Below are 21,172 nucleotides of genomic sequence, written 5' to 3' on the forward strand. Positions count from 1 at the left end.
ATTACTCAGGCTAAACTTGTTGGTGGCCTTTTCCTTCTTGTGTATATTCCCTTCAGTGGCCTCGGAATTTCAATTCAAGAATTATGACACCAGTGTAGGATTGTCGCAGAACTCTGTTCTTGCCATCGCTCAAGACAATATGGGCTTTATGTGGTTTGGAACACGTGATGGATTGAACCGTTTTGATGGAAAATCATTCAAGATTTATCGTAAGAGTACGGATCGTCATGGATTGGGCAGTAATCGTATTTCCTGTATCTATGAGAGTCCAAATAATGAACTGTGGATAGGAACAGAGCGTGGGGTGTTCATCTATTCTCCATATAGCGATTCGTTTCGCCATTTCGACCTAAAGGCCGACGATGGAGTAGAAGTGACTGCTTTGACTACGGTGATAACCGGCGACGGACAGCGCATCTTCATTGGTAGTACCAGTCAGGGAGTCTTTATCTACGATATAGAGAAAAAGAAATTGGAACACCACTTGGTGAACGGAGCCCTCTCGGTATCGGGAATCTATGTAGATAGCAATAAAACCCTCTGGCTGGCCTTTTACAATAGTGGTCTGTGCTACACGCGTAATGATTTCAAGACCATTGTTGATTTCACGGATGAAAACGGTCGTAAGATTCTTGATGGAGAAACTGTTACCGGAATGGAGTTCTCAGACGCTGATAATATCTATCTGTGTTCGTCGGCCTCGGGACTGATGGAATTGAACATCAATACAAGAAAACTTACACCACTCATTGCTTCGGCTAAAGGTAAAGATCTGTATGCACATCACCTCATCAAGAGCGACAATAAACTGATGATGGCTACAGAGAATGGACTCTTTACTTATGATATCAGTACCCGGACTTCAAGGCACTATCGCTACGAATCGACCAATCCTTTTGCGCTGACAGATAATTCACTTCAGACTGTCTATCGCGATAAAGACGGCGGTATATGGGTAGGTTCGTTCTTTGGCGGCGTGAGCTATGCGCCAAGAATGTCTTACGCTTTCAGTAATTATATACCAAGAATAGATGTGACTGGTTCTTTGCCTGGTCGTCGTGTCAGTAAGTTGGCTGAAGGAAAGGACGGACGTATCTGGGTTGGTACTGAGGATGGAGGTCTTAGCTATTATTCTCCGCAAACAGGTCGTTTCCATTTTGTAGAAACAAGTTCCGCTTTTTCTAACGTGCAGAGTCTTTGCGTGAAAGGGGAACAAATCTGGGTGGGCACATTTGCCAATGGTCTGAAAGTAGTAGATGCCAGTACCGGAAAACTTTTGCACAGTTATGGCGCAAGTCTTGCGCCCGGTCATCTGCACGATGATATTATCTTCTCGTTGTATGCTACGCGTAACGGACATATTTATATTGGCACATTAGGCGGTCTCTATACTTATCATGCCGAGGATGACAGTTTTGAGTTCTATGAAGAATTGCCCAAGCATGAAGTATATGATATAATGGAAGACCGTCATGGCAATTTATGGGTTGCCATCTATGATCATGGCGTATATATGCGTCCTGTAAGAAGTACGAAATGGCAATGTTTCAGTACTGTCAACTCAACCCTCGTTGACAACAATGTGGTGAGCCTGTTCGAAAACTCACTTGGACAAATATGGGTGGCTACCGATGGAAGCGGAGTAAGTTGTTACAACCCTTCAAAGCAAAGTTTTGAAAAAGTACCTATCCCCAGTAACCAGCCCAAACGAGTTGTGCTGGCTATGACCGAGGACAACGAGGGGCTGATGTGGCTGACTACCAATGAAGGTCTGATGTGTTATAATCCGGAGAATTCTGCTACACGTTTGTTTACAACCGCCAATGGGTTGATGGACAATAACTTTAGCTATAATTCGGCCCTTTGTAGCAGTAATGGACGTATCTATCTGGGATGTCAGACAGGGCTGGTGGCTTTCTCACCAGAAAGTTTTCTTGGCGTTACGGCAGCTCCTGTGGTAGTGGCCACTGAACTGGTGATACAAGGTAGGACGGTTGATCATTTCTCTGAAGATTCTCCGTTGGCACAGAGTATCACTACAACCAAAGAACTAATCCTTAATCATCAGCAAAACTCGTTTGCCCTGAAGATGGCCATTCTTTCGTATCGTGATGCCCAGATGAGACAAATCAGTTATATGCTTGAAGGCTTTGACCACGAGTGGCAGTCACTGTACAGTGACAACTATGTTCGCTACACCAACCTTCCCGCCGGACATTATGTACTTCATGTACAGGATATTACCGAGTCTGGAAAAATAGCAGAACCCTATACACTCGTTATCACGGTGCTCAGTCCCTGGTATCAGCGTTGGTGGGCATGGTTGAGCTATCTGTTGATCATATCGGGCATCATTTATTTCTTGTATCGTTACTGGACCGAGCGGGCTCGTATGAGTCGGCGGTTGGCAATGGAGAAGTTTGAACATGAGAAAGAACAGGAACTCTATCAGAGCAAGATAAACTTCTTTACCAATGTGGCACATGAAATTCGTACGCCTCTCACACTGATAAAAGGTCCCTTGACGGATATCCTGCAAAAGGATATTGAGGATGATGATGAACGTGAAAATCTGAACATCATGGATCAGAACGTGACGCGGTTACTGAATCTTACCAACCAGTTGTTGGATTTTAGAAAGACAGAGCGCAACGGACTGAAACTGAATTTCGAATCGTGCAACGTCGCTCAATTGGTGAAGGATGTGTATGTACGTTTCAGACCTCTTATGCAGAATAAAGGAATTGACGATACGATGAAACTTCCTTTAGAGCCTCTTCAGGCTCATGTGGATCGTGAAGCAGTAACTAAGATAGTGAGCAATTTGCTGACAAATGCGACAAAATACTGTGACCACTTTGTTGAACTTACATTGGAACGAATTGCTGACACGATTGTCTTGACAGTTCGAAACGATGGACCGGTCATAGACCGCGAGATACGTAAACGTATTTTTACACCGTTCTATCGCTCGGAGTCAGCACAGTCGCAGTTGGGTACAGGTATCGGACTGGCACTTGCCCGTTCGTTAGCGGAATTGCATAGCGGAACCCTCGATATTGTTGATGATCCCAACTTGAATGTGTTCCAGCTTACACTGCCTATCGAACAACAACAAACCCTTCTGCATGGGTTGGATGCCGATGCTGTCGAAGAAAAGGATCAGGAAACATCTGTCGACGATGTTGTTTCGCAAGAACAAAACACCGTGCTGATTGTCGAAGATAATCCACAGATGCAGAGTTATGAGAAGAACCATTTGAGTCGGCATTATCATGTGCTGACAGCCGATAACGGCGAAGATGCTTTGAAGGTGTTGACCGAACATGAAGTGGATGTCATCGTTTCCGATGTAATGATGGAAGGAATGGATGGATTCGCACTCTGTCGTAGTGTAAAGGAAAATGTTGATTTCAGTCACATACCCGTCATACTTCTAACAGCTCTTACGCTCGATTCTGCCAAAGTGAAAGGAATGGAGAGCGGAGCCGACAGCTATATTGAAAAGCCGTTCTCAATGGATTATCTACTGAGTGTGATTCAAAATCTGTTACGCTCTCGCCAGACTGCCAAACATGCTTATGCCACATCGCCTTTCCTTCAACAGGAAACTGTGTCTATTTCAAAGGCCGATGAAGAACTGATGCATCGTTTGGAGAAAGTGATGGCTGAACATTTGACAGATAGTGATTTCGATATTTCGCAGATGGCTGCTGAGATGTGTATGAGCCGAACCAATCTGAACAGAAAAATCAGAGGAATGTTCGACCTTACACCTAATAATTATATTAAGGTGGAACGATTGAAAAGAGCAGCCCAGTTGTTGAAGCAGGGCGACTGCAAAGTGAATGAAGTGTGCTATATGGTAGGCTTCAGCTCACCAAGCTACTTCACTCAATGCTTCCAAAAGCAGTTCGGACTGTTGCCAAAAGACTTTATTCTGCAAAATCAGTAACGTTGGCTCATTTTTTATGCTTTTGTGTTCGAAATTTATATTCCCAAAATGTCGTTGTAAGTAAATTTGCATCGTTAAAACCTAATTTTTTTCTCTAACTTAAACAATTAAAATTATGTTGAAAATTTACTTTAATCAAATGGGAAGACTGCTGGCAATGCTAGTAGTATGTATGATGGCTGTAAGTGCATCTGCTACTCCGTTCAAGAACATTCATGTTCAGCTCAATGCAAATGAATCTGGACGTGGAAAAGTTTACATCCGGACAGAGGATCCTTCGAACCAGCAGACCCGTAAGTCTGAGAGTGTCACTTTGAAAGCTACAATTGGTGAAAATGGTAAAGACTTGGCTCGTGAAGAGGGCGATCCTCTGCTTGGTCTTTACATGATTTGGCTCTATGGTGAACCTGAGGATGGTTTTGAACTTGCTGGCTTCAGTCTGGTCAAGAAAAATGATGGCGAATATACAAAGGCTGATTTGATCGCTTCTACATATACGGATAATGGAAACTTTGATGATCCTTATACTGCAGAGAAAGTTGATGAAGGGTATGAGTTTATCTTCAATGCAAACTGTCCGCGTGAGGTAGATGCAGACTCAAATAATTTTGCTAATGCTGATGAAGCTCGTGAAGCAGCTCGTGCTTTGGATAACTGGAATGAAGAGCCTGACCATGTGATTTATGCGGTATTTGTACCTAAAGGAACTGTACTACCAGATGGCGACTCAGAAGGCGTGGAATCAGTAAAGGCTTCTGATAAGCAACAACAGGCTTACACTTTGCTTGGTACTAAGGCATCATCTGCCCAGAAAGGAATTGTGATTGTTAATGGTAAAAAAGTTGTTAGATAGTAGTAAGTAGTAATTGGTGACAAAAGCGCCTGTCGCAGTTTCTACGTTCAGGCGTTTTTGTCTTTTTAAAATGATAATGCTAACCATTGAATATTTGTCAATCAAAAATATTAACTTTAAGACTAATTTTTGCCTATATGAAAAGTAATAATACTATTATCAGACTATTGTTTGCATTTGTGATTTGTTTGTTTTCCATTGGTGTACAGGCAGATGCTTATTACAAAAATTTTAATGTAAAACTGGGTGCAACGCCCACCGGATGTGGAAAAGTATATATAAGCTATACTGTTGACAATAATGAAACCAAGGAAACTGACCATGATGCAGAATCTGTGGATGCGAATATCACGGTAAGTAGTGGCTCGGGATATCATTGTAAGTTATACGCAGAACCTAATTCGGGCTGGGAGCTCGCAGGCTTTGTAACTGAACTGAAAGAGTCGTATGAAGATGCAGACTTCTTATTGAATGAAGATGGTTCAGACCTATTGCTCTCAGGAGGCTCTGTATTGCTTGGAGAAAATGAAACAACAGATTATGACGGAACAGGTGATAAAGGGTATAGTGATGCTCAAGGAAAAGGGTGGACAAATGCTCCCGTTAAACAGTACTATGCTGTCTTTAAAAAGCAGGATACCTCCGTTAATAATGTAACTGTTAATTATTATCACCCATTTTTAAGTGGCGAACAGGATGCAAGCTTTGGTACCTTTACAAATGAGAGTATAAACGATGGCTCTCAAGTACGGCTAACAGCAATTCCTTCGTACGGCATGCGTTTCGTTGCCTGGCATAATGCTGATGGATCTGTCGCTTCATCTGATTTGGTGATTGAAGTGAATAATGTCAAATCTAAGTATAGCGCCGAGTTTGATCTTCTTCCTCTTACTCTTCCAGCTGAACTTTGTACTTATAGTGCCACTACGCAAGTACGTTTGGACAATTGGAATAATGAGGAACTGAAAGGCTACAAAGTGACAGCTGTTGGAAATACTTTGAGCCTCAAACAAGTGCAGCATGTAGGGGCCGATGAAGGCGTTATCCTTCAAGGAGAGGCCAACCAAACTTATGAGATGACTTATCAAGGTCTGTTCCTTAACGAGGATAATAGTGACAACTTGCTGAAAAGTACTGCTAACGGTCCTGTTGAGGCTAATGGAAAAATCTATGTACTGGCCAATGGTAATAATGGAATCGGATTCTATCGTCTGAAAGATGGAGAGTCTGTCTCTAGGGGTAAGGCTTATTTGGAATTGGACGACGATGCTCGTGGCTTTATCGGTTTTGATGATGATGAGATTGTCACCTCAATCGTCAGTGTGAGCAAGAATGCTCAGACGGAATCTAGTATCTATAATTTGGCAGGTCAACTTGTTAACGATGCTTATAAAGGTATTGTAATCAAGAATGGTCGTAAGGTGATTCGCAGATAAAAGATTTTTGTTATGAGAAATAATTATTTGTCACCAGATATAGTCCTGTACAAAATGTCTGCGCAGAATATGATGATGAGCAGTACGCTGGAGATTGCAGTCTTTAATGACCCTTCCGATGAAGAAGTTGACGGCTCACAGGTTTTGGCCCGACCCAACAGTTTTGAGTGGGATGATGAGGAAATGTAAAAACATAATACTATACTTAGCCTGTGCGCTGACAGTCTTTTGGCTGTCGGCCATGGGCGCTTTTGCACAACAGCAGAACGATACGGTTGATGATGCTCAGCAACAGAATGATATGGTTGATGATGCTCAGCAACAGAATGATATGGTTGATGAAGATGGACTGGCCACTGATATCACCGTTTCTTTACTCAGTGTTGCGCCCGGCTATACCGTCTATACGGCACATGGGCATTGCGCGTTACGCCTTCAGTGTCCATCGGCAGGGCTTGACTATTCTTTTACTTACGGACTTGACGATACTGTTGAAAATCGGTTGGCCTTTTTCACAGGGGAAGCCAAAGGAGAGTACTCGGCCGTCCAAACACATGATTATCTGCAGGAGTATGCCAATGAGGGTCGTCGGGTAGTAGAATATGAACTGAACCTCAATCTCTATCAGAAAAGACGCTTGTGGGAATTACTCGACAACGAAGTTTCTTACGGTTCCGTTCGCCCTTATAATTATCTTACCACCAATTGTTCAAGTATGTGTGCCTTTGCTGTAAAACGTGCTTTGCAAGGTGAAGCAAAAATGGTTTATGGTTCGGCATCGCCTATTCTGAACGGTACATATCGCGATTTTGTTCATGTTATTTCACGGCATCGCCCCTGGGTTGATTTCTTTTGGAATAGCTTGCTTGGATCTGAGGGAGATAAGGTAGGACAGAATGGTGAAAAGTATTCTCCCTCATTGCTTGTCGAGACTTGGAAGCATGCTTCTATCGTTGATAAATTTGGCAGTCGCAGGCCATTATTGATTGATAGTAATGGCAGTGAGCTGATAAGTGGTGATGACGGGCAGCATACCTCGTGGTTCACACCAACTATTTGTTTTGCCCTTCTTCTCCTTTTGGTGATACTTCTAAGTGTGGCTGAACATACAGGTCATCTGCATAAACTGGCTTTTACGGTCGATGCCACATTGATGTTGTTGCTCACGGTGATAGGTATGGCTCTTTGCTATATGACCTTGTTCTCATCGCTTGATGGCTCTTCAGGAAACTGGTATGCACTTGTGTTTAATCCACTTCCTTTGTTGGCTTGGCTCCTGTTTCGCAAGAATAAGAGATATGTCTATTTTTACCTGTTCTATTTCTCTTTCTTGCTTGTATTTATCATGTTTACCCCTTTCGTGGCTCAGATAGATATGCCTCATAGTTTAATGATAAGCATGCTGGCTGTTCGCTGCCTGTCAAATGCGTGGAGGATGAAATATAAAACGGATAACAGTAAATGACAACAAGACTTCTCAACTCAGTTCTATGCTCTTTGGTTGCTTTGGTGGGCTTTGCTCAGCCAAAGAACTTTTTCGTGGATGGTTTCCATGGCGGACTCTACGGACACTATCCCCTTGACACCTACACACAGTTTATGGTTGATCAATTGGAGGCCCACCCCGACTGGAATATCGGACTCGAGATAGAACCTGAGACATGGGATACGGTAGCTGTCCGTACTCCCGAGGCTTATAGGAATTTTCAACAGAAAATGGCAGGATCGCAGGTAGAATATACCAACCCTACCTATGCGCAACCTTACCTATATAATATAAGTGGTGAAAGTATTATCCGTCAGTTTCAGTATGGTATGCAGAAACTGCGCCTGCATTTTCCTGGTATTACTTTCACCACTTATAGCAGTGAGGAACCTTGTTTTACCAGTCAACTGCCACAGTTACTCCGCCTGTTGGGATTCAAATATATCTCCCTAAAATGTCCAGATACCTGTTGGGGAGGCTATACCGAAGCATATGGAGGCCAGTTGGTGAATCTGGTGGGTTCTGATGGTAGCAAAATGATTACTGTTCCTCGCTATGCCTGTGAGGAACTGCAGGAAGGCTCGGTATGGCAGACAATTGCCTGGAACAATTCTGATACTTTTTTGAAGGCTTGTCAGCAAGCAGGTATTCAGAATCCTGTAGGAATGACCTATCAGGATGCCGGTTGGACTTATGGCCCATGGTTGCGTGACCATAAGGGTAATACTGAGTATGTGTTGTGGAGCGACTATATCGAGCGGCATACTGATCATCAGGCTGCGAAGGATTGGTACTGGTCGCAGGAGAATATACATCCCGGACTAATGTGGGGCTCGCAGGTGATGCAACGCATAGGGCGTGAAGTACGTAAAGCTGAGAACCTATTGGTTCAAGCAGAAAAACTATGTGCTCTTACTGGTAGATATGCTAATCTGTCACAGGTTGATGAGGCTTGGCGTACACTGATGTTGGCTCAGCATCACGATTCATGGATAGTACCCTACAACCGACTTAAAAATTATGGAACATGGGCCGATGCCGTTCGCTGTTGGACTGACAGTACCATGGCAACAGCTCAACGGATGATAGCAGATGCCTCAGATGTGCCAGCTGGCATGGGAGATTATGTTACCTTCTACAATACTACTTCTCATGAGCGGAATGAAGTGGTGAAGACCATCGACAATCGGCTGCTTTGGGTACATATTCCTGCTTTTGGCCAGATTTCATGCAAGGTGGATACCGCCGGCATAGCCCAACCGAATCCTGAACGGTGGAAAGGACAGTCGGAGGCTGTTTTGGAGAATGACCAGTATCGGTTGACTTTTGATTTGAAGCGTGGAGGAATCATTAGCAGTTGGATAGACAAGCAGCAAGACGGAAAGGAATTAGTCAATCAGTCGGCTGAACAGTCTTTTGGCGAACTGCGTGGTTTCTTCAGTGAGCGCGGAGGTATGCGCTCATCGGTTGAGAACGAGGCAAAAGCCACTTGTTTGGCTGATCATCCTCTTCTTCAACAGATCCGTATTGATGGCGAAGTGGCAGGCGTTCCCTTCTCGCATATCGTAACGCTGACAAAAGGCCAGCGCAGGATTGATTGCAAGTTGAAGATACATTGGACTGAAGATACTCCAATTGGAGGTCCTTACCATTCACAGGATGATAAACGTTTAACTCCCTTTTACGACACACGATACATGTTGCGTCTTTTTCTTCCAGTATCCTTGCAAAAGCCATTGCTGAGCAAAGACGCTCCTTTCGATGTGTGTGAAAGCAAACTTGACAATACCTTTTTTAATAGTTGGGATAGTATCAAGCACAATGTGGCCCTTAGTTGGGTTGATTTGAGCGAAGGTGCTAAAGGTTATGGATTTGCGATGTTCACTGACCATACCACAAGCTATTCATATGGAGAGGACGAACCACTTGCACTCACTGTCCAGTATTCGGGTAGTGGTCTGTGGTGGCGCAATTATCCTATTGACGGTCCCTCCGAGATTGATTATGCCCTAATGCCACATCCTGGACGATGGGACAATGCTCACCTGCAGCAAATTGCTGACGATTGGCACAATCCGATTATCGTATCCCATAGTCATACTGTTCCGCAACCAACACGTTCCTTGCTCTCAGCTACTTGTCAGCTCAGCGCAGCCATCACACAACCAGACGGTTCGCTGCTGTTGAGGCTCTTTAGTGCTGATGGAACAACTGGCTATGAAAAAGTAAAAATGAAATTTCCAGTGGCCGATGTAGAGGAGGTTGACCTGAACGGGAATACAATCTCTCGGCTTATCCCCGATGCTAAGGGCGTCGTCACATTGAAAATGCCCCGTTTTGCCATTAAAACTCTGAAAGTAAAACCTATCAACTAATCATTAATCAATTATGTGTTTAAGATACCATCTGTTCTTGTTCGGCTTCATTACCCTTATAGGGTGTCAATTTGGTTGTTCCAGTAATGAACAACTCACACCAGCCGACTATGTCAATCCATTTATTGGCGCAAGTACAAATGTCGATGCAGCCGGTGCCTACCACGGATTGGGAAAGACCTTTCCTGGTGCAACCACACCGTTCGGCATGGTTCAGGTGAGTCCTCAAACCATTACCGGCGGCGATAATGGCTCTGGCTATAGCTATGAGCATCAGACCATCGAAGGCTTCTCTATGACTCAGATGAGTGGCATAGGCTGGAATGGCGATATGGGCAATCTGACAGTGATGCCCACCGTAGGACCAATGAAAACAGTAGCAGGTAGAGAAGATGGTTCCATCAGCGGTTGGCGCTCGCACTACGACAAACAGACCGAAGTGGCTAAAGCAGGCTACTATGCCGCCACACTGACCGACTATGGCGTTCGGGTGGAAGCTACAGCAAGTACCCATTGTGGCTATCTGCGTTTCACTTTCCCCGAAGATACACTCTCACGGATTCAGATAGATTTAGCGCGCAGGGTAGGGGGAACTGCTTCCAAAGAGTATGTGCATGTTGTGAATGACAGCATCATTGAAGGATGGGCCGAGTGTCTGCCCGAAGGTGGTGGTTGGGGAAATAGTCAAGGGCATTCTCGCTATACTGTCTATTTCCATGCCCGTTTAAGTCAGCCTATGCAAACATACGGCTTTTGGTCGGCCGATATCAAAAGCGATGAGCCTCGCCTGCTCGAAAACGTTACGAGCGATGACTATCTGCAACGTGTGGCTCAGGCTCGTATTCTTCGCGACACCACTGAGATGGAAGGCTCACACATCGGTTTCTTTACAGAGTTTCCTACATCAGCCAACCAACAGGTTGAAATGCGCCTTGCCATATCTTATGTTGATATAGAAGGTGCACGCAGCAATTTCGAGGAAGAGGCAGCTGGAATGGATTTCGAAAGTGCCTGTCGCTCAGCACGCAAGCAGTGGAACGATGCATTGAGTCGTATAGAAGTTGAGGGAGGAACGTCTGAAGAACGAACGGTGTTCTATACTGCCCTCTATCACACCATGATAGATCCTCGCATACATCAGGATGTTGATGGGCGTTATGTAGGAGGCGACTATCAAGTTCATCAGGCTGACAGTTCCTTTACCAAACGAACAGTATTTAGTGGTTGGGACGTATTTCGCAGTCAGATGCCATTGCAAACCATCATCAACCCACAACTGGTTTCTGATATGCTAGCCTCGCTCACCACAATGGCTCAGCAAAGTGGCCGAGGCTATTTTGAACGCTGGGAACTGCTCAATGCCTATAGCGGTTGCATGTTGGGAAATCCGGCTATTTCCGTGCTTGCCGATGCCTATGCCAAAGGAATCCGAGGATATGATGTTGATACTGCATATCAGTATGCTAAAAACTCTTCTGCCCGTTTTGGCAACGACGAACTTGGCTATACTCCCGGCTCACTCTGTTTGTCGTACACTCTTGAATATGCCTATACCGATTGGTGTATAAGCCGTTTGGCAGAGATGTTAGGAAAGAGTGAAGATGTTGCAATATACAAAGAAAAGGGACAGGCCTATCACAATATTTTTGACAAAGAGAAAGGTTGGTTCCGTCCACGTCAGGCCGACGGCTCGTGGATGTCTTGGCCCGAAGAAGGAATATTGAAGGAGTGGTATGGATGTATGGAGTGTAATCCTCTTCAACAAGGTTTGTTCGTTCCTCACGATGTGAATGGGATGGTGGGCTTGATGGGTGGTCGTGAACAAGTGATTGCCTGTTTAGACAGCATGTTTGCCAAGACCCCTCAGCAGATGTATTGGAATCTTTATTACAACCATGCCAACGAACCTGTACATTTCGTTCCTTTCCTTTACAATCGTTTGGAACAACCACGTAAAACCCAGTATTGGACTCGTTTCATCTGCAGGAATGCCTATCATGATAAAGTGGAAGGATTGGTAGGCAATGAGGATGTGGGGCAGATGTCGGCTTGGTATGTGTTGGCGGCTTCAGGCATCCATCAGTATTGTCCTGGTGATACGCGCTTTGAAATAACCAGTCCTGTGTTCCCCCGTGTCACTTACCACCTGTCCAATGGAAAGAACTTTTCTATAGTTTCTCATAACACAAGCGATTCGAATGTGTTCATCAAACAGGCCAGACTGAATGGAAAAATGCTGGATGGTTGGCAGATTGATTATTCCGATATAATGAATGGCGGAGTGTTAGAACTTGAAATGGAACCTTAGTTTTGTAGTTTTTAAGTTTCGGGAGTTCTTAACTCCTTCAGTGAATAGATAAAATGAAATATAACCAAAGATAATAGATTCGTATATCAAATGAATATAAGAAGGTCTTTAACTGCATTCCTGTGGTTAGTAGCTCTGATGGCTACGGCTCAATTGCAGCATTTTTCTCTTGATAGCAGTAATCCTGATATAAAGTGGCAACTAGCACCTGAGCGTAACATGCACGATGCAATAACAGGTGTGGTGCCTGGAACTGTGTTTACTGCTTATGTTGAAGCTGGCCGTGAAAAATGCCCGGAATACGGCAGCAATATTTATCAGGTAGATGAAACAAAGTATAGTCGTCCTTTTTGGTATCGTACTGAGGTCGTACTACCGCAAAAACCCATGCACGGTCAGCATGTATGGCTTTGTTTAGACAATACAAACCGTTATGCCGATGTGTTCTTCAATGGAAAGAAAGTGTCGGGAACTGCTGATTCAGAGAAAGACATTAGTGGGCACATGCTTCGTTCACGTTTTGATGTGACCAGTCTCTATCAGCATCAGAAAAATGTGGTAGAAGTGAAAATCTACGATCCAGACCAAAAGAAAACCCGTAAAGCGGAAGGGCCTTATGGAGTAGCATGCAGCCCCAGTTATCTGGCTGGCGCAGGATGGGATTGGATGCCATATATTCCTGGACGTTTGGCAGGAATCACAGGGCATGCCCGATTAGAAGTTACTGGAGATGTACAACTTGTTGATCCGTGGGTGCGTAGTTTCCTTCCACGGAAAGAACGCGCTGAGTTGACGGTTCTTTCTGATGTCGCCAATTATTCTGACCAAGCGAAAGATGTAACGATTGAGGGTACCATTATGCCTGGTAATATTAGTTTCACTAAGCGCTTGCGAGTAGAAGCCGGTGATACAGCCCAACTGCGTGTGGATCATCAGGATGTAGAAGCTCTTGTGATTCGTCATCCACAATTATGGTGGCCAAATGGTTATGGCCAGCCTAATCTGTATGAATGTAAACTGCGTTGTAAGGTGGGTAATGTACTTTCCGACCAGCGTTCATTGCGTTTTGGAATTAAGCGTTATGACTATCGTATTGAAACGAACGATGTTGGCTATCCTGTGTTCCAACTCTATATTAATGGTCAGCGTCTCTTTGTGAAAGGTGGAAACTGGGGCATGAGTGAGTATCTGCTGCGTTGTCACGGAAAAGAGTATGAAACAAAAATTCGCCTGCATCGAGATATGAACTACAACATGATTCGTTTGTGGACAGGCTGTGTAACAGACGATGAGTTTTATGACTATTGTGATGAGCAAGGAATAATGGTGTGGAACGATTTCTGGCTTTATGTAGCATGGAACGATGTAGTAGAACACGATGCCTTCAAGCGGAATGCACGCGACAAGGTTAGACGACTGCGCAATCATCCTTCTATCGCTGTTTGGTGTGGCGCCAACGAAACCCATCCTGTGGCAGATATTGACCAGGCTCTCCGTATGATAGTGATGGAAGAAGACGGTAACGACCGTATCTATAAGTCTTGTTCAAATCAGGATGCACTTTCCGGTAGCGGATGGTGGAAAGACCTCCCCCCACGCCATCATTTTGAAACCTCGGCAAGTAACCTGGCTTTTAACAAGCCTTCCTATCCCTATGGGAATACCTTTGGTTATGGATTCCGTTCAGAGATTGGTATGGCCACTTTCCCCCAATATGAGAGTGTCAGCCTGTTTATTCCCAAAAAAGATCAATGGCCTTTGCCAACCGACGACCAACTGAAAAATGAGGATGACAATGTTTGGAATCATCATTTCTTTGGCAAAGAGGCTTTGAATGCAGATCCTGTGGGCTATCGTGAATCTGTTGACAATCGCTATGGCGCATCAAAATCATTGGAGGAGTTCTGTGAGAAGGCCCAACTGATTAATTATGAGGATATGCGCGGCATGTATGAGGCCTGGCAGGACAAAATGTGGAACGATGCCTCAGGATTGCTTATTTGGATGAGTCATCCAGCCTATCCTTCGTTTGTATGGCAGACCTATGATTATTATTATGATCCGACGGGATGCTATTGGGGCGCTCGCAAAGCATGTGAACATCATCATATTCAGTGGAACTGTCTGACAGGAAGCGTGAAGGTGGTGAACACTTCAGGCGAGGCGCTTAACAATGTGAAGGCCCAAGCCCTCGTTTTCAATATTGACGGACAGCAGTTGGACAGGCGTGAAATGATACTGACAGTTCCTGCCAGTGACAAAAAAGAGGCTTTTGTGTTGAACAATTTGCCGAAAGGTATGTTGTTTGTTCGTTTGCTGCTGGAAGATTCTGCCGGCAGACAACTCTCTGAGAATTTCTATTGGACGAACACTGAGCGAGACCTCGATTATAGTAGTCTGGCTAAAATGCCTGAAGTACGCCTTACGGTGACGCAAGATGGAAAAGGAAAGATTCGTTTGAAGAATCCGTCTAAGAACGTAGCCTTTGCTAACCGTTTACGACTAGTTGATTCCAAAACTGGCAGTAGGGTGTTACCTGTCATCTGGAGCGATAATTATATAACTCTAATGCCGGGCGAGGAACGCATTGTCACCTTTGAGGCTGAGAAAATGCCAGAATCTGTCAAAGTGCTCGTGAAACCCTTTGGCCATAAAGAACGTGTGTTGTCAAAAGTAGAGAACAGAGCTACTTTGAAGATTGGTAAACTATTGTGCGAGAATCTAACTAATCCATTGGGCATCGACAATGTTCAACCTCATTTTAGTTGGCAGTTAAAAGCATCTGTAAATGGTGCTTCGCAGGTGGCTTATGAAATTCAAGTTAGCTCCGATAGTCTGTCGCTCTTGAAAGGTAAAGCCGATCTTTGGAGCACGGGACGTGTTGAAAGCGCGGAACAAGTGATGGTTCCATATTCTGGAAAACAACTTCAATCTCGTCAATTATGCTATTGGCGCGTAAGAGTTTGGGACGAGCATCAACAACCGTCAGATTGGAGTGGGGTGTCTCGTTTTAGCGTAGGACTATTGAATGGTATGGCCGGTAAGTATATAGGCATGGATCCACAATATGGTAGCATGCAAGCTCCTTTGCTACGCAAGCAAGTGAAGCTGTCGTCCCATCATACGACTTTTGTTTATGTGAATTCTCTTGGCTATCATGAACTCTATGTCAATGGTCGTAGGATGGGGCAGAACGTTCTTCAGCCAGCCATGTCACAGCTTAGTCAGCATTCACTGATCGTTACCTACGATGTAAGCCAGTATGTGAAAGAAGGATTGAACGATATTGTTATCTGGGCCGGTCAGGGATGGTATCGTAACAATACTTTCAAGGCTCAGCATGAAGGTGCGCTGGTGAAGGCTCAGATAGAGCAATTGACGGATAATCAGTGGGAAATATCGGGACAAACAGATTCCTCTTGGCTTGCATCGCCCAGTGGATATGAATATACAGGCAATTGGTATCCCCTGCAGTTTGGGGGTGAGCGCGTTGATGCTCGTTTGGTTCCTGTAGATATGATGAGCTCGACTTTGGACAAACGCCAATGGGTGTCGGCTCGTGAGTTTACCGTTACTGGAATGACGGCTACTCCACAAATGTTCGCGGGTAATAGGATTATCGACAGGGTACATCCGGTGAGTGTTGAACAGTCTCAACCTGGCGAGTGGCTTTTCGATATGGGACGTGTTCTTACGGGATGGGTGGAGATGCATCTCGATGATACAAAAGATGGTCAGCAAGTCACAATTGACTATACCGACTATATTCCCTTAGGTGGAAAGTTTGAGAGTCAGGGTGAAGGCGATATCTATATCGCTGGTGGTGGCGCTCAGGAAGTGTTTTCGAATAAGTTTCACCATCATGCCTTTCGCTATGTTCGTGTCCGTTCAGACGTTCGCCCGGAACTCTGTGCTCTTCAAATCTCGGGAACTGACGATGAACACGCAACTTTCAGTTCCTCCGATACTGATATCAATGCTATCCACGATATGATAAGCTATACTATGCGTTGTTTAACTTTCAGTGGATATATGGTGGATTGCCCGCATTTGGAACGAATGGGATATGGCGGTGATGGCAATTCTTCTACTATGACCTTGCAGACTATGTATAATGTATCTCCCACTTTCCTAAACTGGCTTACTGCATGGGGTGACGTTATGGAGAATGACGGCTCATTGCCCTATGTGGCACCTGCAGGTGGAGGTGGCGGCGGTCCCTATTGGAGTGGTTTTATTGTTCAAGCCCCTTGGCGTACCTATTTGAATTATGGTGACAAGCGACCTTTGGAACGCCTCTTCGATAAAATGAATCTGTGGTTGAACTATGCCGAAAAGTATATGGTTGATGGTATCCTCCAACCCTGGCCTGATACGCCCAACAGGATGTGGTTCCTTGGCGATTGGTTGGCTCCCAATGGCGTAGATGTGGGGGGCGAGTCACCTCTTCTTGTCAACAATTGCTTTCTTAGCGAGTGTTTGGGAACTATGTCTCAGATAGCTTGTGTATTGGGCAAAGATGCTACCACCTACGAAGTACGTAGAGATGCGTTAAACAAGCGCATTCATGAAACTTTCTACCATGACGATACCCATACCTATGGTACAGGATCACCTCTCGACATGTCTTATCCTATGTTAGTAGGTGCTGTCCCTTCTGCTTTGTACGAAACAGTGAAAAGTACGCTTTTGAATCGTTCAAAGACAGTCTATAACAGTCATATAGCCGTAGGTTTGTTAGGTGTACCCATTTTCACAGAGTGGACCATTCGCAATCAAGCTTCCGATTTCATGCTCGAACTATTGAAACAGCCCGATTATCCTGGCTATCTGAATATGATAGCCAATGGTGCTACCACTACGTGGGAATATTGGAATGGTGAGCGAAGCCGTGTTCACAACTGCTACAATGGTATAGGCCTTTGGTTCTATCAAGCATTGGCCGGTATTCAACCCGATGTTAATCAACCTGGTTATCGTCATGTTTTGATAGCACCTCAGCGCCCACAGGGAATAGAGTGGGTGAAAGCCACCAAGCCTACTCCTTATGGTGAGTTGAAGGTGGATTGGAATTCCGATTCCCTCGTTGTGACCATTCCGGTAGGTGTGAATGCCGATGTTTGCTGGGCAGGCAAGACGCACAAGGTAACATCGGGACAATGGATGTTTAAATAATATTAACACTTACCTTTTAGTGGAAGTCAACTATTCAATCGTGCTAAGTACATAACACCAAATGAACTATAACTTTATCCTGTTGTGCTTACACGGAACCTAATAAATATTATAAACAATCTATGAAAAGAAAAGGTAACTATCTTGTGCTATTTCTGATGATTATTGGGATAGCATCTTGTGGTGATGATTTCCTGGATCAGACAGCGACCACCGACCTGAGTGAGGAAAGCGTCTTTGCCGACAGTGCCTATGCCGCTGGTTTCCTTACGGATATCTATGCTGACATAGGGTTTGACACCGATCTTGACCGTTTTGGTGAAGGTGGACTACAATGTGCCACCGATGAGTCTGAACCGCGTGCTTCATCACGCATTTCTTCTGGACTGGCTTTTGCCACAGGAACGATAAATCCTGTTATTGTAACTACTGACGCTTGGGAAAAATGCTATTCAAACATACGCAAGTGTAACAAATTTATGCAACGCATTGGTGATGCTCCGATGATTGAATCAGCCAAGCTTCAGTACAAAGCTGAGGCCCGTTTCCTGCGCGCGTGGTACTATTATATATTATTGCGACATTATGGTGGTGTTCCTATAGTGTATGATAAAATCTATGGTGCTAACGAGCCTATTGATGCTACCCGCCAGAGCTACGAGACCTGTGTGAACTATATTATTGATGAGTGTAATGCTATTCTGGCCGATAATATACTTCGTCCTCGCAATTCTGGTCGAAGCAATGGCCGAATCAGTCAGGCTGCCTGCTATGCTCTTATTATGCGTGTTACCCTTGATGCAGCATCTCCTTTGCATAATGGTAGCGGTTTTGGTACCGATGATACCAAGTTGCTGTTGGGGTATGCCAATGCTGATCCACAGCGCTGGGAGCGTGCGTATGAGGCAGCGAAACGTGCTATGCAGATGCAGGGTGACTATCGCCTGTATGAGGTGCATACCTGTCATAAATTTCCTGATGCCAACGATGGAAAGCCTGAGCCAGGGTGGGGATTCTATGCAGTCCAATCACCTGGTGAGTTTGTCAACGTGACCAGCGATGGGGCATTCTCTTACCCCTTTGCAGCTTATCAGGAGATTATTCTGATGAAGAAACAGGAAATACGAATTACTACCTGCCAGATGCTTGACCCTCCATCGTGTGGTGGCAACGGTGCAGCCGGCTATGCATATTATGATTTGGCAAAGGCCTTTCCAATGATTGACGGTAAACCGATTGGAGAGAGTTCTTATGCCTATAATCCTTTGCAGCCAAATCAGAACCGTGATCCTCGTTTTGACGTGTCAATCATCTATAACGGTAGCAAGATTTGTAATCAGACTGACTATTTCTATCCTATTTATACCTATAAGGGTGAAAACTCTACTCAGGATGCTGTCTATTCCGGTACGCCAACAGGACTCTATACACGTAAGATGTTGCCTCGTGCAGCTTCTGGCAACTGGTGGATTGAACCATTGCAATCGCGCCCACTCATTCGTTTTGCTGAGGTACTCCTCTCTTATGCCGAGGCAGTCAACGAATGGAAAGGTCCTGACTTCTCGGAGACCCTTGGTGACGGGAATACCTATAGTGCTTTGGAAGTTCTTAAACTGATTCGCCGTAGGGCTGGTATTGCTCCTGGAACTGATGGCATGTATGGGCTGAAGGCTGGTATGACGCAGGATGAAATGCGTGAGGCTATTCGCAATGAGCGTCGTATAGAATTAGCTTTTGAAGGCTTCCGCTTCTTTGATGTGCGTCGTTGGATGATTGCCGAGAAAACTGAAAATCAGCCTATGCATGGTCTTGAGATTACCCGTGTAGTTGATGAAAACAACAAGGTGACCTATGTACCGCGTGAATTTGTAGTTCGTAACCATGTTTTCCGCAAGGCAATGTACTTCTGGCCTATTCCATATGCTGAAATAGTGAAGACACCAGCGCTGAAACAGAATCCTTATTACGACTAACTGAAAAATCTAAATATTGAAATAACATGAAACGATACAGATATTCAGACTTTTGGACTGTAATGCTATCAGTAGGATTGGGCCTATTGTCAAGTTGCAGCCAGTTCAATGATGACTCGAATCCCTTTGAGATTTCTGAGGCAGTCAAGGACGTGAGTGGTGTATGGAAGTTGAAAGCCGTGACGCGTAACAATATTGATATTACAAGTGAGATGGATTTCACAAAGTTTGCATTGCGTATGAATAGTAATGGAACTTACGAGCTGGAAAACTACTTACCCTTTGTTGTAGAACGCAACGGAACGTGGAAAACCGATGATCCTCAGTTCCCGTTCCGCTTGTCTTTCCTTGAACAAGGGGCTGCCAATAGTGTTGACGTAGATTTTAATTTTCCTGTAACCAATGGTCTCCGTTCTTTGCAAATCACTCTCTCTCCAGGGTGTGCCAGCAATGTATATACCTACTATATGGAGCGTCAAGACCAATGACTATTTAGAATAGAACGCTATGAAGAAGATTTTAAAACATCAATTCTCTGTGTTGGGCCTTGCTCTAGTAGTAGCTATCGCAGTATTCGGTTGCGTGTTTCTCGATGGATATACCATTGCCCAGCTCGATGAGAATGGTAAAGAGGTTTACTATGCAAAGGCAAATTCAGATGTTCTGTTTACAGTAAACGGACATGTGCAGTGCCGTACAACCGACAATAACGGTATCAATACCAAACTGGTATTTGCTATTCTTGCTCCTAAAGACTGGGATGTGGCCAATCATGCAGTAGTGACCTATAAATGTGATTTGGCCGATGATCGAAATGTAGAAATGTCCATGTCGGTCATTCCAGAGTCGCAGTTGCCAAAGAGTGGTGGCGGTCGTACATGGCGCCAGTGTCTGGTGAATGAGTATGGTGTGGGTCCCAATGTGCTTGATGATATGGAATGGGTAACCTATCAGAGTGATATTACCTGGAATATTCGTAACAATCAGGATCCAACCTATAAGATTTTTATTCGCACCAAGACTGGCCGTCATAATCTGAAGTGTAAGATTGGCTTTTTCGTCAATCATACTGACAATGGCTTTAGTGGAAGTAATGACGAGCAGAAAGTTACTTTCGCCTCCGAATGTTTCGAGGTGGTTGGCGGCGTTGGTGCAACAATAGATTTCTGTAACCGTCATTTCAATCGTATCTCACCTCTTACAGCGTTGCAGAATGATTATGTGACTGTCAGTTATCAGGGCGATGTCGATCAGAGTGGTAATCCTCTCTATAATGAGAGCGATATCTATTTGCAAGGTAAGGCTGTGACTACTGATGGCAAGGTATATACCATCGACCAGCGTAATGATGCTACCCGTATGAAACCTTTGGATTCTAAAGGAAAGACTTATAGTATCACTATATGGCCTGCAGGTTTCTTTGGGGTTCCCATTGACGAGCAGATGGATCATTTTGAGTATTATTTTACTAATCGTGATGGTTCTATACGTCTCACTCAGTCTGACGATGACTTTGTGCAGTTTGGCACACCTCTACCACCCAGTATGAGCGACCGTAAAAACTTCAATTTTAAGTTTGAATGCGATTGACAACCCTCTTAAGCAGTATCA

The 21,172-nt window shown here is 44.5% G+C and carries 11 protein-coding genes and 2 pseudogenes; all 13 read left to right on the forward strand.

Annotated features, from left to right (window positions below; genetic code table 11):
• Positions 1–55: 55 nt before the first annotated feature.
• Positions 56–3,955: a two-component regulator propeller domain-containing protein gene (locus L6475_RS03475; RefSeq protein ID WP_237822529.1), complete on the forward strand. Its 3,900-nt coding sequence runs from the start codon at positions 56–58 to the stop codon at positions 3,953–3,955.
• Positions 3,956–4,070: 115 nt separating this feature from the next.
• Complete coding sequence (locus L6475_RS03480) at positions 4,071–4,808, forward strand: hypothetical protein (protein ID WP_237822531.1); 738 nt, start codon at positions 4,071–4,073, stop codon at positions 4,806–4,808.
• Positions 4,809–4,945: 137 nt separating this feature from the next.
• Positions 4,946–6,244, forward strand: coding sequence for a hypothetical protein (locus L6475_RS03485; protein WP_237822532.1), 1,299 nt, complete (start codon positions 4,946–4,948; stop codon positions 6,242–6,244).
• 12 nt (positions 6,245–6,256) lie between these two features.
• Entirely contained in the window at positions 6,257–6,433 is a 177-nt protein-coding gene (locus L6475_RS03490) for a hypothetical protein (protein WP_237822534.1), read from the forward strand.
• Positions 6,417–7,709, forward strand: a complete 1,293-nt coding sequence (locus L6475_RS03495) for a DUF4105 domain-containing protein (protein ID WP_237822536.1) — start codon at positions 6,417–6,419, stop codon at positions 7,707–7,709. Before L6475_RS03490 ends, L6475_RS03495 begins: the two co-directional genes overlap by 17 nt.
• A complete protein-coding gene (locus L6475_RS03500) occupies positions 7,706–10,105 on the forward strand; it encodes a glycoside hydrolase family 38 C-terminal domain-containing protein (protein ID WP_237822538.1) in 2,400 nt (799 codons plus the stop codon). The genes L6475_RS03495 and L6475_RS03500 overlap by 4 nt, the downstream gene beginning before the upstream one ends.
• A 13-nt stretch (positions 10,106–10,118) precedes the next feature.
• Positions 10,119–12,413, forward strand: a complete 2,295-nt coding sequence (locus L6475_RS03505) for a GH92 family glycosyl hydrolase (protein WP_237822540.1) — start codon at positions 10,119–10,121, stop codon at positions 12,411–12,413.
• Positions 12,414–12,503: 90 nt separating this feature from the next.
• Positions 12,504–15,062: pseudogene (locus L6475_RS14555) on the forward strand (glycoside hydrolase family 2 protein); the annotation flags it as partial.
• Between the two features lie 486 nt (positions 15,063–15,548).
• Positions 15,549–17,339 (forward strand): annotated as a pseudogene (locus L6475_RS14560) (family 78 glycoside hydrolase catalytic domain); the annotation flags it as partial.
• A 12-nt stretch (positions 17,340–17,351) separates the two neighbouring features.
• The gene (locus L6475_RS14565; RefSeq protein ID WP_370641674.1) at positions 17,352–17,588 is read left to right on the forward strand and encodes an alpha-L-rhamnosidase C-terminal domain-containing protein; all 237 of its coding nucleotides are present in this window, start codon (positions 17,352–17,354) and stop codon (positions 17,586–17,588) included.
• Positions 17,589–17,710: 122 nt separating this feature from the next.
• Positions 17,711–19,561 carry a RagB/SusD family nutrient uptake outer membrane protein gene (locus tag L6475_RS03515; protein ID WP_237822542.1) on the forward strand — a complete coding sequence of 617 codons (1,851 nt, stop codon included), beginning with the start codon at positions 17,711–17,713 and terminating at the stop codon, positions 19,559–19,561.
• A gap of 26 nt (positions 19,562–19,587) precedes the next feature.
• A complete protein-coding gene (locus L6475_RS03520; protein WP_237822544.1) occupies positions 19,588–20,049 on the forward strand; it encodes a DUF5004 domain-containing protein in 462 nt (153 codons plus the stop codon).
• Between the two features lie 19 nt (positions 20,050–20,068).
• A complete protein-coding gene (locus L6475_RS03525; protein WP_237822545.1) occupies positions 20,069–21,151 on the forward strand; it encodes a DUF4961 domain-containing protein in 1,083 nt (360 codons plus the stop codon).
• The last annotated feature ends 21 nt before the right edge of the window (positions 21,152–21,172 follow it).

The organism is Prevotella sp. E9-3, assembly GCF_022024015.1.
Classification (GTDB): Bacteria; Bacteroidota; Bacteroidia; order Bacteroidales; family Bacteroidaceae; genus Prevotella.

What these genes read in the sequence shown, in the direction of transcription:
- L6475_RS03490 (WP_237822534.1), top strand. Translation starts at nt 6,257, where the DNA reads ATGAGAAATAATTATTTGTCACCAGATATAGTCCTGTACAAAATGTCT.
- L6475_RS03485 (WP_237822532.1), top strand. Translation starts at nt 4,946, where the DNA reads ATGAAAAGTAATAATACTATTATCAGACTATTGTTTGCATTTGTGATT.
- L6475_RS03500 (WP_237822538.1), top strand. Translation starts at nt 7,706, where the DNA reads ATGACAACAAGACTTCTCAACTCAGTTCTATGCTCTTTGGTTGCTTTG.
- L6475_RS03480 (WP_237822531.1), top strand. Translation starts at nt 4,071, where the DNA reads ATGTTGAAAATTTACTTTAATCAAATGGGAAGACTGCTGGCAATGCTA.
- L6475_RS03505 (WP_237822540.1), top strand. Translation starts at nt 10,119, where the DNA reads ATGTGTTTAAGATACCATCTGTTCTTGTTCGGCTTCATTACCCTTATA.
- L6475_RS03495 (WP_237822536.1), top strand. Translation starts at nt 6,417, where the DNA reads ATGATGAGGAAATGTAAAAACATAATACTATACTTAGCCTGTGCGCTG.
- L6475_RS03525 (WP_237822545.1), top strand. Translation starts at nt 20,069, where the DNA reads ATGAAGAAGATTTTAAAACATCAATTCTCTGTGTTGGGCCTTGCTCTA.
- L6475_RS03520 (WP_237822544.1), top strand. Translation starts at nt 19,588, where the DNA reads ATGAAACGATACAGATATTCAGACTTTTGGACTGTAATGCTATCAGTA.
- L6475_RS03515 (WP_237822542.1), top strand. Translation starts at nt 17,711, where the DNA reads ATGAAAAGAAAAGGTAACTATCTTGTGCTATTTCTGATGATTATTGGG.